Annotated in this window: 13 protein-coding genes; 4 read left to right on the top strand and 9 right to left on the bottom strand. The window is 54.1% G+C overall.

Features of this window, described 5'->3' with window-relative positions:
* Window positions 1–28: 28 nt before the first annotated feature.
* Entirely contained in the window at window positions 29–1,048 is a 1,020-nt protein-coding gene (locus MMC1_RS02690; RefSeq protein WP_041640681.1) for a 2,3,4,5-tetrahydropyridine-2,6-dicarboxylate N-succinyltransferase, read from the top strand.
* Window positions 1,049–1,150: 102 nt separating this feature from the next.
* Here MMC1_RS02690 and MMC1_RS02685 read toward each other — a convergent pair whose 3' ends face one another.
* Window positions 1,151–2,107 carry a CHAD domain-containing protein gene (locus MMC1_RS02685; RefSeq protein ID WP_011712212.1) on the bottom strand — a complete coding sequence of 319 codons (957 nt, stop codon included), beginning with the start codon at window positions 2,105–2,107 and terminating at the stop codon, window positions 1,151–1,153.
* Between the two features lie 354 nt (window positions 2,108–2,461).
* On the opposite strand from MMC1_RS02685, the gene MMC1_RS02680 reads away from it, so the two are divergent.
* The 3 genes from MMC1_RS02680 (at window position 2,462) to MMC1_RS02670 (ending at window position 6,705) form a co-directional block, all read left to right on the top strand.
* Complete coding sequence (locus MMC1_RS02680) at window positions 2,462–4,159, top strand: CNNM domain-containing protein (protein WP_011712211.1); 1,698 nt, start codon at window positions 2,462–2,464, stop codon at window positions 4,157–4,159.
* Between the two features lie 2 nt (window positions 4,160–4,161).
* Window positions 4,162–5,421 (top strand): hemolysin family protein, encoded by a 1,260-nt coding sequence (locus tag MMC1_RS02675; RefSeq protein WP_011712210.1) that lies wholly within the window; start codon window positions 4,162–4,164, stop codon window positions 5,419–5,421.
* 588 nt (window positions 5,422–6,009) lie between these two features.
* Complete coding sequence (locus MMC1_RS02670; protein WP_011712209.1) at window positions 6,010–6,705, top strand: cytidylate kinase-like family protein; 696 nt, start codon at window positions 6,010–6,012, stop codon at window positions 6,703–6,705.
* Window positions 6,706–6,853: 148 nt separating this feature from the next.
* Here the strand turns inward: MMC1_RS02670 and MMC1_RS19530 are convergent, their stop codons facing one another.
* The 8 genes from MMC1_RS19530 to grpE all read right to left on the bottom strand — a co-directional run bounded on the left by MMC1_RS19530 (window position 6,854) and on the right by grpE (window position 15,193).
* On the bottom strand, window positions 6,854–7,366 hold the full coding sequence (locus tag MMC1_RS19530; protein ID WP_011712208.1) for a hypothetical protein: 513 nt from the start codon (window positions 7,364–7,366) through the stop codon (window positions 6,854–6,856).
* A 120-nt stretch (window positions 7,367–7,486) separates the two neighbouring features.
* Window positions 7,487–8,146 carry a thiopurine S-methyltransferase gene (locus MMC1_RS02660; RefSeq protein ID WP_011712207.1) on the bottom strand — a complete coding sequence of 220 codons (660 nt, stop codon included), beginning with the start codon at window positions 8,144–8,146 and terminating at the stop codon, window positions 7,487–7,489.
* Window positions 8,147–8,534: 388 nt separating this feature from the next.
* Window positions 8,535–9,266, bottom strand: a complete 732-nt coding sequence (gene pyrF, locus MMC1_RS02655) for an orotidine-5'-phosphate decarboxylase (protein ID WP_011712206.1) — start codon at window positions 9,264–9,266, stop codon at window positions 8,535–8,537.
* Between the two features lie 248 nt (window positions 9,267–9,514).
* On the bottom strand, window positions 9,515–9,868 hold the full coding sequence (locus tag MMC1_RS02650) for a hypothetical protein (protein ID WP_011712205.1): 354 nt from the start codon (window positions 9,866–9,868) through the stop codon (window positions 9,515–9,517).
* A gap of 389 nt (window positions 9,869–10,257) precedes the next feature.
* Complete coding sequence (dapB, locus tag MMC1_RS02645; protein ID WP_011712204.1) at window positions 10,258–11,064, bottom strand: 4-hydroxy-tetrahydrodipicolinate reductase; 807 nt, start codon at window positions 11,062–11,064, stop codon at window positions 10,258–10,260.
* A 111-nt stretch (window positions 11,065–11,175) separates the two neighbouring features.
* A complete protein-coding gene (gene dnaJ / locus MMC1_RS02640; RefSeq protein ID WP_011712203.1) occupies window positions 11,176–12,312 on the bottom strand; it encodes a molecular chaperone DnaJ in 1,137 nt (378 codons plus the stop codon).
* 131 nt (window positions 12,313–12,443) lie between these two features.
* Window positions 12,444–14,405 carry a molecular chaperone DnaK gene (gene dnaK, locus MMC1_RS02635; RefSeq protein ID WP_011712202.1) on the bottom strand — a complete coding sequence of 654 codons (1,962 nt, stop codon included), beginning with the start codon at window positions 14,403–14,405 and terminating at the stop codon, window positions 12,444–12,446.
* A 155-nt stretch (window positions 14,406–14,560) separates the two neighbouring features.
* Complete coding sequence (gene grpE, locus MMC1_RS02630) at window positions 14,561–15,193, bottom strand: nucleotide exchange factor GrpE (RefSeq protein ID WP_011712201.1); 633 nt, start codon at window positions 15,191–15,193, stop codon at window positions 14,561–14,563.
* Between the last annotated feature and the right edge of the window lie 516 nt (window positions 15,194–15,709).

Raw genomic sequence — 15,709 nt, 5'->3', positions numbered from 1 at the left:
CTCAACACTTACCCTACGATCTGGTATCATGACACCCATTCCTATTGAGCCCATTTTTATCCCTGATGCCGATCCCAGCGACCGTTGGAGTTGCGCCAAAGATGCGGTGTGTCGCATTACCTGTCCCGGTTCCACAGTCTGCGATGAGTATGAAGAGACCCTCTATGCCCGTCTGTTACGCTTTGAGGCACTCATTGATCTGGCCTGGGAAGAGGGCATGCAGCACACCCCCAGCGCCATGGACAGCCTGCTGCGGGACACCATCCATGAGACCATCCAAATGTTGGATGATGGCATTATCAGCGTGGCCGCCATCAATCCACTGCGGGCGGATGCTCGCCACAACTGGGCGGTTAATTGGTGGATCAAACGGGCCTTAATCATCTATGACCGGCTGGTTCCCAACCGCATGTTGGGGGATAGTTTGGAATCTAAATCGGTGATGGATCCGGGTCGCACTTTTTATTGGGATAACCGGCATCTAAAATTTAGCAACTGGACCGAAACGCAGTTTGAGGCGGCCAAGATCATTATTGCGCCACCGGCCATTGCCCAAAAAGGGTGTTTTATTGGTCCAAAGTCGATACACAAAGGCATTCGGATTGAGATGGGGGCCTATGTTAGCTCGGATGTCTTTATTGACGATGGCGCCATGGTCGGCTCCTGTGCCCACATTGGCATGGGGGTGCAGATCTCTAAAAATGCCACGGTGGGCGGGGCGATGCGTCCGGTGGAGTTGGTACCGGCGGTGATTGAGGATCGCGCTTTTATTGGCTCTTTTTCCAAGGTCTCAGCGGGGGTGCTGGTAAGCAGCGAGGCGATTTTGGTGGGCAGTGTTGATCTAGAGCGGGAGACCCCCATCATTGATGAGATCCGGGGCGAAGTTTACCGAGGTTACGTGCCCCCTCGTGCGCTGGTGGTAACAAAACGCCACGCCCAATCAGGACTTAACCTCCCCCACATTGTCTACTATCGTCGTGATGAAGAGTCCCGCTATGCCGCCCGTGACATCCTCAACACCTTCTACCGCAATGTGCGGATTGAGTGAGCAGAGGCCCCTCCAGCATGTCAGCCAAGGCGTGTTTGTTCTGGTCTACAGGCTACGTTGGCGTTTTCGCAGCAGGCTCACCCCATCCACCAGCCTGCCCGCTTACCCCCGCTGACCCTTGCGTTTGCGGGGTTCGGCCCAGGGCAGCGGGGCGGCCATAAAATGTCCCCAACGCTCTGGCAATTGGCCCCGTTGCGTCTCTAACGCATAGGCCCGCCAACCCAATATCGCATCAGCATAGCTACGCGCCGGGGCATCCTCAACCCCCTGTAAAATCTCATCCAACAAAGCCGGCATCACCGCCCCATCGTTCATAATACCCAACAGATCCTGCACCTGTTTAAGCTCACCAATAAAGGCATCCACCCGCTTGGCCGGATAGAGCTCACGAAAAAAATCGGTGGCATAACGCAGCTTTTTGCAATCAATGCGCAGCTGATGGAGCTCCTCGGCAGAGAGACGGCTTATCTCTTCCCCATCACTCATCACCCGCGCCATCTGCTTTTCTAACACCTTACTGGCAAACTTGGCGATGGGGCCATCCAAACGCTCCAATTTACTGGCCTCTTGAATCTCTACCCGCCAGCCCCGTTCTTTTAACCAAACATCCAAATGACGCTTAAACTGCCGGTAACGCTCACTCTCCAACACGGCTTGCACCTGCTGGTAGCTCTGCTGACGAAAGCGTTGGCTCTGCGCCGTCAGGTGCTGTTCACCCTCCGCCATGTTTAGGTGCCCATGCAGTTGCGGCAAGCCCTCTTCCAGAAACACATCCACTTCCCGCGCAGGCCCCAAAGAGCTGGCTGCCCAGCGCATCTCACTGCCTATCTGCCGACTCACCTCACGGGGAATGGCCCGCCGAAACGTCGTTAGGGCACTGCGCATGCGCCGATAGGCCACCCGCATTTGATGAACCCCTTCAGAATCACTCCCCTCAAGGGCCAACGGCTCCCACGCCAATACCTGCTCAAACTGGCTGCGGATAATGGCCATAAAGGCCTCTTCCACCGTTTGTTCCACCTGTACCGGTGACACTTTGCTGATCTGCGGACGTTCCATGGTTGTTCAAGCCTCTTTCATAACCGGCATAGGGGGCTCCACGCTATCACTGTGGGCTCATCCTACACAAAGCCATGCCCCACCTCCAAGCGGGTTATAAAACTTTACCAACTTTTTACTGGGAAGTTTCACACCTAACACGCTTCTGTGCTCCAATCGTCGGTTGGTTTGTGGTAGAGTACCCCCGCTGCACTCTGGGAAAGGCGCCATCTCTTCCGAAATCCTGTTATGTACGCGCCTGATAAGACGCTTTGGGAACCGCTCTGCCCCACAGCGCGGCCCGTGTGGTGAGCTCTACGCGACGTTGCTCACCTCTCTTCACCCACGCCCTTTGGTCAAGAAAGCAGGTTCCGTATGGATGGCTCCACACTGCTTCCCGTTTTCACCACTCAGGAGCTGGAATTTGCCCTGCGGATTCTCTTGCAGGTTTTTCTTATGATCGCGGCGGCCATGTTCTCTGGCTCAGAGACCGCCCTCTTTTCGCTGAGTCGTCTGGATCTGCAAAAACTCCGCACCACCCGCAATCCTTATTCAGACCGCATTCACGAGATGCTTGACGAACCCCGCCGTCTGATCATCTCTATTCTATGTGGCAATGAGCTGCTCAACATCGCCTCATCCTCCAACATGGCGGCCATTCTGCTGCTCAGCTTTGGCAGTGAAGATGTGGGACTGCTCAACGTACTGGTGATGGTACCCTTGCTGTTGCTGGTGGCCGAGGTCACACCTAAAACCTTTGCTGTAACCTTTCCCATTAAATTTTCTACCCGTATTTCGGCCCGCATTCTGCCCAAATGGATTATTTTTATCAGCCCCTTGCGTGAGACCATCCGCCTCATCGCCGACCGCATAACCACACTGATTGTAGGGGAGCAGGTGCAACAGGAAAATATTTTACAAAAGGATGAGTTCCGTACTCTGGTCGAAGAGGGTGCCGATCATGGCGCCTTGGATGCCTCGGAACGGGTATTGATTGATAATATGCTGGAAGCCTCGGAGACCGAGGTGCTGCACATCATGACCCCCCGTACCCGTTTGCACCTGCTGAATGCCAATGATCCCCTGCCTAAAATTTTAAAACGTTTTAGAAAATATCGGCACCCCCGCGTACCGGTTATTCGCGGCCATGCGGACAATATTTTGGGCATGCTGCATTCGGAGGATGTGCTGCGACTGCTACGCAGCCAGCGCCCCCTAGAAGAGGTTCGTATTGAGGAGCTTTTGCGCCCCGTACACTATGTGCCACCCACCAAAACCGTGGATGAAATGTTTGACTATTTCCAAGCCCACAACACCCGTGCCGCCATTATCTTGGGGGAGTATGGTGGGGTAACGGGCATTGTCACCATGAAAGATGTGCTCACCTTTATTTTTGGTGAGATCTCTGGCGCGGGCAAAAGCAAAGCCTACTATAAAGAGAAAGATAACAACATTTACATCATACCCGGCGATATGCGTCTCATTGATTTTGAGGATCTGACCGCCTTTGGTATTGACGATAGCATGATGACCACCATCGGCGGGGTAGCGTTTCGGCTGTTTGACCGGCTGCCCAAGGTGGGGGATGCCTTGGTCAATGATGGCCTACGCTTTACCGTGTTAGAGATGGATGGTCTGCGTATTAAGACCCTACGGGTCGGCAAAAGCAGTGTGGACAATGGCCTGCCCGATGAGCAAGAGGCCCCCCATCCGCTGGAAAGCCCCAGCACGGTGGAGGTGGATGAGAGCGGCCACGCGCCAACAGACCACGGCAGTGCAGACGCTGAACAGCAAGTGCTGCTGCGCGATGATGAAGAACCCGAGGCGGCCAGTGAGGTAAGTTTAATGGAAGCCGCGCGCGCGAACCCGGAAGAAACCGCCTGCGAAAAGCCAGAAGAAACCGCCCGCGAGAAGCCGGATGAGAGCCCTGTGGCAGAGACCCCGGTGGTTGCGGCTGAGACGCAAACCCCAGCCCCCACCAAGGTTAAATCAAAAAAACGCAAGGCTGCTGCTTTGGAAAAAGAGCTCCACACACCTGATGCCCCAACCGCCACACCCTCTGGGGAGGTATAAATATGGACTCCTTTGGGCAGATCTTATTGATTGGTCTCTTTGTGCTGATCAAGGGCTTTTTTTCTGGCAGTGAAATCGCCATGGTTAACTGCGATAAGCTTAAGCTGCGCCACCGCGCCAAGTTGGGGGATCAAGGCGCCCGCATGGTGGTGGAGATGTTTAAAAATCCGGATATTGTGTTAGGCACCACCCAGATCGGCACCAACATCGCCACGGTCTCCATCTCGACCATGGCGGCCCTTATGTTTATTGATCTGTTTGGGGGCCATGGTGATATGATCTCGGCCTTGGTGCTCACCCCTTTTCTGCTGATTTTGGGTGAGATTGTACCCAAAAGCATCTATCAGCAAAAGGCTGACGTCATCGCCCCACGCATTATCTATGTGCTTAAATTTTTTTCGGTTCTCTTCTACCCGGTCATCTTTATCTTCAGTCGCATTGCCCGTTTTGTGACCCGTTTGGTGGGGGGCCATAGCCACCAGAACGGCTTTATTACCCGCGATGAGATACGTATGTTGCTGGAGATGAGCGACGCTACCCCCTCTGGCCGGCGCTTTGACCGTGACCGCGTGCGGCGCATCATCCGTTTTGCCGACACCACCGTGGGCGAGGCGATGATCCCCTTGGTGGATGTGGTGGGCATCTCGGAAAAAGCCCCTTTAAGCGAGGCCATAGAACGCATCTATAGCCAAGGTTTTAATCGGTTGCCCGTCTACCGTGGTAATTTGATTAACATTGTGGGGGTCTGTACCATCAATAGCTGGGCCTTGATGGATCCGGATCTTGGCTTGAAAACACTCAAAGATTTTACCGATCCACCGCTCTATCTTTCTCCCAACCAGACCATTGATCAAGCGCTGCCCCTGTTACAAGCACGGCCATCCAACCACATGGGCATTGTGGTGGATGAATTTGGCTCGGCGGCGGGTATTCTTACCATGGAAGATATTTTTGAAGAGGTGGTCGGTGAGATTGATGTTGGTTACGACTTTGATGAATACCAACCCAAGCGTCGCTTAATGTTTCAGCAACTTGGTGAGGATGATTATGTGGCCGACGGGCGCATGCCGCTCTCACAAATCAATGACAGGATTCACATTTTACTGCCAGTGGGAGAGGTTCACACCCTGGCGGGTTGGATGATGCACCGTCTTAAAGCGATTCCTAAACCCGATGATGATGTGGTGGAGCAGGAGTATCATTTTAGAGTGTTAGAGGCCAATGATCGCATCGTGACCAAAGTGCGTATCTCGCGCATATAAAGCAGCTTCTGTCTGCCAAGGTGGGCAGCGGAGATCTATCGGGGCAACACCCTTAACGTTGCACAAGCCACCTTATCGCGCGCGGCTCATAGACCAGTGTTCGAGAAACGAAACGCCCCGGTTTGTGTAGCAGTCTAACCGTTCGATGGCCTTTTTCATGTGCGGGCAGCCTATAGACGGTGCCAGTTGCTACCAACTCGGCAGGGCACACGTTCGCTGAAATGCATATATTATGGCCTATTTTCCCCACAATTTTGGAAAAATGGGCAAAATAACCGTCCATTTCGCACACTTTGCTAAAATATAGCCAAGGATGCGCACAAAAGGGTGCCATTGCGGGTAAATGCCATTAAGATGTTGTCCCGCAAGGTCGGGCTTGAGGGTAACGCCACAGGATGGCCCCGACATAGGCTGTGATTACGCATTAAAGGGGGGGATGCCTATGCGCCCCACCTGTACGGATGTTGGATGTTTTGCCCTGATGTCTACTCGGTTGGTCGCACTCGCCATACGGCTTTGCGCCCCATTCTAAACATGTGCCAAGCTCTCTAGCAGACGATGAGAGCTTGGTAGCGGAGCGTTGTGATTATGAGCAAACCTTCCCTGGACTTGGTTAAATCTATTGTAGGCGCTGGCCTGTTTTCTGAAGAGCAGGTCAAAGAGAGTGGAGAGGCCACCACCGCCCCATTGATTGCCGTTTCACGCACACTTGGTGCAAACGGCACCATTATCGCCCAAAAACTGGCCGAAAAACTCCATGTACCCTACTACGATCAGGGCCTTATTGACCGGGTGTTGGAAGAGGCCGATCAAGACAAACTGTTGATGCAACGCATTGATGAGCGTGCCACCAACTTTATGGATGATTTTATCTACTCCATCTTTAGCGATAAACAGTCTCCTAAGGATGCCTATTTCCAGGCTCTGGTTAAGGTACTCATTAATATCAGCCGCAATGGTGGTGTGGTGGTGGGCCGTGGCTCGCACATGTTACTCCCGGAAAAGCGCACCTTCCGTTTACGCTTAGAGTGTGGCCGTAGCCACGCCATTAAGCGCATTGCCAGTCGTGAAGGCATCTCTGAAAGCGAAGCGGCTAAAAAAATTGAAACGGTCAACGCCCAACGGGCCAAGTTTATTGCGAAAATGCCCAGACGTTTTCCCTCGTTAGAGAGCGAGTATGATCTGGTGCTGCACACCGATCATTTTCATGATGATGATGCCACGGTTGAGGCGATTATCTGCATGATGAAAGCAGGTAACTACGCCACCAGCATGCCCCGTTAAGTGGGTTTGATTTTGTGGCCATAAAAAAAGGCGCTCGGGAGGTTATTTCCGAGCGCCTTTTTTTTAAAAAAACCCAAACAGAGCCGTGGTCTGCTCCCATGAACCGAAGTAGGGCTGCAAAGGGGCTATGGGCGTGGTCAGTTCCTCATTAAATGGTTGGAGAGAGCTGTGGGGAAATCGGCTGTTGCGGCTCTAGGGTCGGTGGTTCCACAGGTTCTGCTGGCACTGGTGCATCGCTAGGGGTGACCTGTTCCAACAGCTCCTTGGATTTTTCTAGCCCCTTTTCACCCAGTTCCTTAGATTTCTCCCACCCTTTAGCACCATACTCTTTGGATTTCTCCCACCCTTTAGCACCCAGCTCCTTGGATTTCTCCAAGCCTTGGCCACCCAGCTCTTTGGATTTCTCCCATCCCTCGGCACCCAGCTCTTTGGATTTCTCCAAGCCTTTAGCGCTTAGTTCTTTGGTCTTTTCCCAACCCTTTTCACCAGCGGGTACGACCTTCTCTTCCACCAACTGTTTGGTGGCATCCCAACCCTGTTTCAGTTTCTCTTGCCAACCTGTCGCCTGCTCTTCTGGTTGAGGCGCGACCGGCTCTTGGGCCATCGCGGGGGTGATCCAGAGCAGAGCCAACAACAGCACAATTTTTGGAGAATGTGACATATCTTTTTCCTTTTATGGCAGCTATCTAAGCACGTTCCCATGAGTGACTTTTTCTCCAGGGTTGTTACCACGACCCGGTCTCCCCGTCGCAGGAGAGCGTTGACAGCCAGTTGCTCTTATTTAGCGGGTGATTTGGTAAATCTTATAGGCCACCGATATGGGCTTGCCAAGAGGATTATTCGGGTCAATTTCCTCCTCTCTGCCCACATAGCTCAAACCGATGTGACACAAGGGGCCATAAAGCGCCATAATCTCTGGATCAATGCCCAAAAAGCACGCTTCGCTCACCCCATCTTCCTGCTCTTCTATGGTCATAAGCACGATGTTGGCTGGTGTTAACTGCTGAATATAGGCCGCATAACGCCTGCGTAATGGCTCAGGTAGTGCGGTTAAAGCAGCCCGGTCATAGACCCAATCCACGTTTTCGCACAACAGGGGGGTAAGATCAAAAAAATCGCCGCACAAGATGGAGACACGCCCGCTCTGCCAGAGGGTAAAATCCCCCAGTTTGCGGTGGGTAGGTTGTAGCCCATTTTCCTCAAAAAAAGCCGCTACCGCTAGGGCGCTAAGCTCAATCCCCAACACTTCGTAGCCTTGCTGCGCCAGCCACAACATATCCAGACTTTTCCCACAGAGTGGTACCATAACCCGCTCGCCACGGGCCATGTGCAACAAGGGCCAGTGTTTCATCAGCAGGCGGTTCACCCGTAACTGATGAAAATCGCAAATGTGGTCATCCTGCCACGCCTGCAACCACAAATCAGAATCTAAGCTGGACATACCCCACCTCGCAATGCATAGCCTTGCGTGGGGCGTGGGGGTGGCCGATGCCCGCACAGGGCAGTGGCGCTTGTAAGAGAGAGCATGAAGGGTACTTTCACCGATGAGGGGGTGTGGCCTCAGGGCAACAGGCACAAAACTTCGGTAGAAGCACCATGCAGGTCAACAAGAGAGGGAATTAGGCGCTGCTGGTCGATCCACCACCAGCCCATCACCACCCTAACATGCCCGAGTTTGCATGGCAATAAAGGTGGCTTGGCGACACCTTGCGCAACAGGGTTGGCGATAAAACCTACCAACCCCTTTTATGCCATGACCGGCTTACCGCTAAACACCGCACCCAAAAGAGGTTTACGGGGCCAAGCTTCCATCCCCTCTCGAAACCGCATTAGCTAAACAGATCGGCAATGGTTTGTTGGATCGCCTCGGCGGCTTTAGCGGGCTCTTCCGCATCCCGGATAGGTCGACCCACCACAATATGGTCGGCACCAAACGCAAACGCCTGCTCCACGCTGACCACCCGTTTTTGGTCATCACTGGGACGGTTTTCCACAGGCCGAATGCCCGGCGTAATCACCAGCAGTTTGTGGTCCAACTCCGCACGCAATCTCGCCGCTTCCAAGCCCGACGAGATCACCCCATCACAGCCATGCAGCAACGCCCGTTTGGCCCGCGAGGCAACCAACGCTTCCACATCACACTGAAAGCCTAGGTCATCCAAATCCCCCCGGTCCAGGCTGGTTAACGAGGTCACACCCAGGATTTTCATATCCCCTTTGGCCGAGGCCGCCGCCTGCAAAATGCCATCATTACCATGCACCGTGAGATAGTGGATCCCCCGCCCCGCCAACTGCCGGGTGGCCCGCTCCACGGTCTTGGGAATATCAAACAGTTTTAGATCCGCAAAAACCTTTTTATCCCGCTTGAGCATCCACTCCACCAGCTCAAAATAGTCCCCCGAAAGAAACAGCTCCAACCCCAGCTTATAGACCGTGACAGAGCCACCCAGCCTTTCTGCCAGGTTTTTGGCTGTGGCACTATCGGGCACATCCATGGCAAACATCAAACGATCCCGCGACGGGATATTTTTTATAGCAGAGATGGGTGGTTGCTTGGACATTTTTATAAACCTTTGCATTAAATGCTAAAAAAGGCGCTCTAGCGAACGCCTTTTCTTAGCGTGTCGTCCCGTAGACACGCGCCCTATTGGCCCCTCAGCAGAGGCTAGGCATTGCCCCGGTCAACCCCAGCGCGCCCCATCGCTGTTTTGAGAAGCAAACCCTATGGCGCTTTAGGCCAACGCTGATCTTTGGATTTTTGTCATAACGAGCATGGCTTAACCCGCTCACATGACCTAAGCCGACGCTTTTATTCGGCGGCCTCTTCCTCATCTTCATCCTCTTCGGGCTCTTCCACCTCAAAACCGCCAACTTCGCGGCCCAGAAAGTCCCACATGACGCGGTCAAGACCAAATTTACCCTCGTTACGCTTTAAGCCCTCTTCCAGTGTCATAGGCTCTAGGGCGTAGTGCAGCGGTTCATCCTCCTCGATGCGATCTTCGAGAATATAGATCTCTTTCTCATCCTCACCCCAATCTTCCATCAGGAATTTTTTGGGCTCGTCCAATTTGGTCAAGGCGGGTTCCAAGTTACCAAACTCAATGGTGATCTTGGTGCCGGGTTTGACTTGGTCCAGTTCGATGATGCCTTCTTCCATTTCCATCCTATAGATCCTCGTTTTGGCGGGGATTAACCCGAGTGGCGCTACCCCTGGGTTATGCTCATGTCCGCATTTTAGGTCTCTCCCTGGTATATTCCAGGATTATTTTTTTATGGTGCTCTTTACTCAACCGCTGACAAACCCGCTTGACGCCTCTTCCGGCTCAACCCGCTATAGGCGCGTGGCCTGTGTTCTGCTTACCCAGCCAGATTTTTACGCTTACCCCTTTGATGGGCAGATCGCGACCGTACCCACCATGCAACCGAGTTTGGCCTTCGCTGCTACCCATCCACACTGGCCAACCCGATGGGGTTATTCCGCACGGCCCCTGCTCAGTGGCTAGGAGAACCTGCTGCGGGGTGCGTTACCCCCCTACCCCATGGCAAAGCCGTTTATTTAAACCCTAAAATGTCCCGCATATCATAGAGACCCGGCTTCTGCTCCACCACCCACTTAGCAGCCCGCACGGCACCCTTGGCGAAGGTCATGCGGCTGGAGGCCCGGTGGGTTAGCTCCAAGCGCTCCCCATCGGTCATAAACATGGCGGTATGGTCCCCCACCACATCCCCACCGCGAATGGTGGAAAAACCGATGGTTTGTGGATCCCGCGCCCCGGTCTGACCTTGACGACCGTAAATGGCCACCTCATCTAAGTTGCGCTCCACCGCCTCGGCAATGGCCTGCCCCAAACCCAAAGCGGTGCCGGAGGGGGCATCCACCTTGTGCCGGTGGTGGGCCTCGACAATCTCAATATCATACTCGCCACCAAGCACGGCGGCTACCTCGGCAGCGATCTTAAACAGTAGGTTAACCCCCACCGCATAGTTGGGCGCAAACACAACGGGAATACGCTCCGCCGCCAGGGCAATCTGTTGACGTTCTGCCGCGCTAAAACCGGTGGTGCCAATCACAATGGGTGTGCCTTGGGCCAGCGCCAAACGCAGATGCGCCAGGGTGGCCTCCACCACCGAAAAATCAATCACCACATCGGCATCGCGAAAGGTTGTCTCGGCATCCCCCCCCACCAGCACCCCCAACTTGCCCACGCCTGCCAGTTCACCGGCATCGGCGCCAATCAATGTGTGCCCTGGGTATTCACTCGCTGCGCCCAACATGCAGCCTTGCGCCTTATGAGTGGCCTCCACCAACATACGCCCCATACGACCACAAACACCTGTCACCCCTACCTTAATGGTCATCTTACGCCGACTCCATCCATACAGACACACCGCCCCATAAGGGCGGCGTGAAAGGATTCATTTCCAAATCCTCGACACCAGGACAAGGAAGCATTCTATCCGATTTACCGCTTAATTGCCGCCTAGAAACTCTTTAACCTTGTCAAAAAAGCCCACAGAATCGGGCTGCGAGTCGGGATCGCCGCAACGGTCAAACTCTTCAAGCAGCTCTTTCTGCTTGGTGGTCAGTTTGACCGGCGTCTCTACCCGCACCTCCACCACCAGATCGCCCAACATGCCGGGGCGGTTCAAATGGGGCAAACCTTTACTGCGCAACACCAAACGCTTACCGGTCTGACTGCCCGCTGGCAAGGTAATACGGGCCTTGCCGTTGAGGGTGGGCACCTCCAGCTTGGCCCCCAACGCTGCCTGCGGGAAGGTAATGGGCACCACACACAATAGATCCACCCCATAGCGCTCAAACATGCTATGGGGTTCAACCTCGGTGATAATATACAGATCCCCCGCCGGGCCACCCTGAATGCCTGCCCCCCCTTCGCCAGAGAGACGAATGCGCGTACCGGTATCCACCCCTGGTGGAATTTTTACGGTGAGGGTTTTTTCCTTCTTCTGCCGACCCGCGCCCCCACAATCGGGACAGGGATCTGAGATAATCTGTCCCTTACCGTGACAGACATGACAGGCCCGTTGCACCTGGAAAAAGCCTTGCTGAGTGCGTATCTGCCCGGCCCCCCCACAGGTGGTACAGGTGGTGGGCTTACTGCCCGAGCGCGCGCCACTGCCGTGACAGGTATCACAGGTGCTCATGGAGGGAATGCGTACCCGCTTTTCCACCCCCCGCGCCACCTCTTCTAACGTCACCCGCAGGTCGTAGCGATAATCTTCACCCTGACGGGCCCCACTACGCCCCCCCCCACGGGTTTGTCGACCGCCCCCAAAAATATCCCCGAAAAACTCTTCAAAAATATCCCCAAAGCCTGCGCCGCCCTGTCCACCAAAGCCGCCAGGTCCACCGGGGCCACCCTGCCCCAAACCGGCATGACCATACTGGTCATAGATGGTGCGCTTTTGAGGATCTTTCAACACCTCATAGGCTGCATTGACCTCCTTAAACTGCGCTTCTGCTGCATCATTACCCGGATTGCGGTCAGGGTGCAGCTTCATCGCCAACTTGCGATAGGCTGCCTTGATTTCAGCGTCATTCGCACCCTTTGACACACCCAGAATTTCGTAGAGATCCTTGGACATAACTGGCCCTAACTTCTGTCAATTACCGTTTATTGCGCCCGATAGGCCAACGGCGGAAGGCGCCCATTGCACCCCCCGCCGCCCTACCTAACCCCCCTCACCTAGCGGGGTCTATGCACCGACTCAACGACCTATTTTTTGTCGTCGTTGACCTCTTCAAACTCGGCTTCTACCACATCTTCGGCGCCCTTGCCATGTTTGTTTGCCCCATCGCCACCACCCGTGGCTGCACCCCCATGCATCCCTGCTGCATGGGCTGCGGCTTCAGGATCCATGCCAGCGGCTTCAGGATTTTCCTTATAGATCTGCTCACCCATCTTCATGGAAAGCTCCATGAGCGCTTGGGTCTTGCTGCTGATGGCCTCAGGATCCTCCTTGGGCATCACCGCTTTAAGATCTTCAATGGCGGCGGTAATCTGGTTTTTCAACGCATCGTCCAGCTTATCGCTGTGCTCTTTCAACGATTTCTCACTGGAATAGACCAGAGAGTCCGCATTGTTGCGGGCTTCGATCAGGGCACGCTTCTTGGCATCCTCTTCCGCATGGGACTCGGCCTCATGCACCATGCGATCAATCTCTTCCGAGGTCAAACCGCCCGAGGCTTCAATATGAATGGACTGCTCTTTACCGGTACCTTTATCCTTGGCGGACACATGCACCATGCCATTGGCGTCAATGTCAAAGGTCACCTCAATCTGGGGCATGCCACGGGGCGCGGGGGCGATACCAACCAGATCAAACTGCCCCAAGGTTTTATTGTCGGAGAACATTTCGCGCTCGCCCTGGGCTACCCGAATGGTCACGGCCGACTGATTGTCGGCTGCCGTCGAAAAGACTTGCGACTTCCGGGTAGGCACGGTGGTATTTTTCTCAATCAATTTGGTGAACACACCGCCCAGGGTCTCAATACCCAAGGAGAGCGGGGTCACATCCAGCAACAACACATCCTGCACTTCACCCTTGAGCACCCCCCCCTGGATGGCCGCACCAATGGCCACGACTTCGTCGGGGTTCACACCCTTGTGGGGCTCTTTACCAAAAAACTGACCCACCACTGCCTGCACTTTGGGCATGCGGGTCATACCCCCCACCAAGATCACCTCATCAATGTCAGCCGCGGTCATGCCAGCATCCTTCAGGGCGGTGCGGCAGGGGGCGAGGGTGCGCTGCACCAACTCATCCACCAGCGATTCCAGCTTAGCCCGGGTCAAGCTCAGGTTTAAGTGCTTGGGGCCACTGGCATCGGCAGTGATAAAGGGCAGGTTAATGTCGGTCTGGTTGCTGCTGGAAAGCTCAATCTTAGCCTTCTCAGCGGCCTCCTTGAGGCGTTGCAGCGCCATGGAATCCTTGCGCAGATCAATGCTGTTCTCTTTTTTGAATTGATCGGCCAGATAGTCGATAATGGCCATATCGAAATCTTCACCACCCAGGAAGGTATCCCCATTGGTGGATTTTACTTCAAACACGCCGTCACCGATCTCCAGAATGGAGATGTCAAAGGTACCCCCCCCCAAGTCGAACACGGCGATGGTTTGACCATCCTTTTTGTCCAACCCATAGGCCAAGGCGGCGGCGGTGGGCTCGTTAATAATGCGCAACACCTCAAGGCCGGCGATACGCCCGGCATCTTTAGTGGCTTGACGTTGGGCATCATTAAAGTACGCGGGAACGGTGATAACCGCCTCGCTCACGCTCTCTCCGAGGTAATCTTCGGCGGTCTGCTTCATCTTTTGCAGAATCATCGCGGAGCACTCGGAGGGGCTCATTTTTTTACCATCGGCTTCCACCCAAGCATCGCCATTATCTGCTTTGACGATTTTATAGGGAACCAAGCCTTGATCTTTAGCGGTCAACGGATCGCTAAAGCGACGCCCGATGAGACGTTTGATCGCATAGAGGGTATTGGTCGGGTTGGTTACCGCCTGACGTTTGGCAGCTTGCCCCACCAGACGCTCCCCTTGATTGGTAAACGCCACCATCGAGGGGGTGGTACGCACCCCTTCACTATTCTCAATGACTTTAGGCTCGCCGCCCTCCATGATTGAGACACAGGAGTTGGTGGTACCCAGATCAATGCCAACCACTTTGCCCATTGTATTGTCCTCTTATGCTATGCTTAACAAGCCCTATATGGGCTATGATTTGCGTGTTAAAGACCCTGATTTGGCCTACTTTATCTCTCTCTGCTCACCATATGGGGATTGCCTTTGCGCTTTACAAGCCCCCCACAGCTTAATTGGGCAGATTATTATGGCGCTTTGGCCACACCCACCATACTGGGGCGCAGCAGACGCTCATTGAGGGTATAACCGGCCTGCATCTCTTGCACCACGGTATCTGGGGGTACGCGGTCATCGGCCACTTGCATGACCGCTTGGTGCAGATTGGGATCAAACATTTGCCCCATTGCCTCAATTCGTTTAATACCGTGTTTTTCTAGGGATTTGGCCAACTCAGAGTTGACCATTTTGACCCCGTCCACAATGGCTTTGATCTGCTCATTGTCACTCTCTTGGTCCATATGGCTCATGGCGCGTTCCAGATTATCGGCCACACTGAGCATATCCCGGGCGAACCCTTCGACCGCAAATTTGCGGGCTTGTTCCATTTCGCGGGCATTGCGTTTGCGCAGGTTATCCATATCGGCCATGCTGCGCAGATAATTTTTCTGCTGCTCCTCAGCCTTATCGAGGGCCATTTGCAGTTGGGCTTCCAATGAGGGTTCGGTGCTGTTCTCCTCTTCGGGCAGGGTACAGCTTTCGGTCTCTTCCTCGACCACTTCACCTTCGACAGCCTGGGATTCCGTTTTTGAGCTCTCTGAGTTCTCTGGCTCTGGGCTCTCTGGCTCTGGGCTCATCTTTTTCTCTTCGGCTTCACTCATGGCGCCGCATCTCCTTTAATAAAAAAAACAAGCGCCGCACATGGTTAGGCAGCGTAAAGATCGTCAATCCAGCCTTTATGTAAGTAGCCCAAGCGAAGATTGCAAGTAGGTCGGGAAAAAAAACGGCTTCCACACTCAAGAAAACAGCTCGGCGCAGCGGCATTAACGAGGGCGACGAGCCGCTTTTGCGCCATAGGTGGCCGCTAAACCAACGATCGCCATGATTCCGCACCTAATAACGGCGCACGTTGGATGCAACGTTTCAACGTGGTGGGTTTTAGCACGCCTTTATGCATCAATTTTTCGTTTTCATGGAATTTGACGACCTCCAGTGCTGATGCTGGCGCGTTTCCACAGCCACTCTTTCCTGGTTGCCCTCATCCAGATTGGCCAACCCGACAGATGAATGGCACCTTTCAAGACGGTTAAATCACCTTGGTTTTGCATTCTAAACCATAGGCTTACATTGTTTGATTCGTTGAGCTCTATTTTGCCTCGGAGGCATACCGATTGCTT

The sequence above is a fragment of the Magnetococcus marinus MC-1 genome (assembly GCF_000014865.1).
In the GTDB taxonomy this organism is placed as follows: domain Bacteria; phylum Pseudomonadota; class Magnetococcia; order Magnetococcales; family Magnetococcaceae; genus Magnetococcus; species Magnetococcus marinus.
Note: the sequence above shows the minus strand (reverse complement) of the source record. Positions and strands in the feature narration are given on the sequence as shown.

Excerpts from the sequence above, each read along its gene's own strand:
- MMC1_RS02690 (WP_041640681.1), top strand. The coding sequence starts at position 29 with ATGACACCCATTCCTATTGAGCCCATTTTTATCCCTGATGCCGATCCC.
- MMC1_RS02685 (WP_011712212.1), bottom strand. The coding sequence starts at position 2,107 with ATGGAACGTCCGCAGATCAGCAAAGTGTCACCGGTACAGGTGGAACAA.
- MMC1_RS02680 (WP_011712211.1), top strand. The coding sequence starts at position 2,462 with ATGGATGGCTCCACACTGCTTCCCGTTTTCACCACTCAGGAGCTGGAA.
- MMC1_RS02675 (WP_011712210.1), top strand. The coding sequence starts at position 4,162 with ATGGACTCCTTTGGGCAGATCTTATTGATTGGTCTCTTTGTGCTGATC.
- MMC1_RS02670 (WP_011712209.1), top strand. The coding sequence starts at position 6,010 with ATGAGCAAACCTTCCCTGGACTTGGTTAAATCTATTGTAGGCGCTGGC.
- MMC1_RS19530 (WP_011712208.1), bottom strand. The coding sequence starts at position 7,366 with ATGTCACATTCTCCAAAAATTGTGCTGTTGTTGGCTCTGCTCTGGATC.
- MMC1_RS02660 (WP_011712207.1), bottom strand. The coding sequence starts at position 8,146 with ATGTCCAGCTTAGATTCTGATTTGTGGTTGCAGGCGTGGCAGGATGAC.
- pyrF (WP_011712206.1), bottom strand. The coding sequence starts at position 9,266 with ATGTCCAAGCAACCACCCATCTCTGCTATAAAAAATATCCCGTCGCGG.
- MMC1_RS02650 (WP_011712205.1), bottom strand. The coding sequence starts at position 9,868 with ATGGAAATGGAAGAAGGCATCATCGAACTGGACCAAGTCAAACCCGGC.
- dapB (WP_011712204.1), bottom strand. The coding sequence starts at position 11,064 with ATGACCATTAAGGTAGGGGTGACAGGTGTTTGTGGTCGTATGGGGCGT.
- dnaJ (WP_011712203.1), bottom strand. The coding sequence starts at position 12,312 with ATGTCCAAGGATCTCTACGAAATTCTGGGTGTGTCAAAGGGTGCGAAT.
- dnaK (WP_011712202.1), bottom strand. The coding sequence starts at position 14,405 with ATGGGCAAAGTGGTTGGCATTGATCTGGGTACCACCAACTCCTGTGTC.
- grpE (WP_011712201.1), bottom strand. The coding sequence starts at position 15,193 with ATGAGTGAAGCCGAAGAGAAAAAGATGAGCCCAGAGCCAGAGAGCCCA.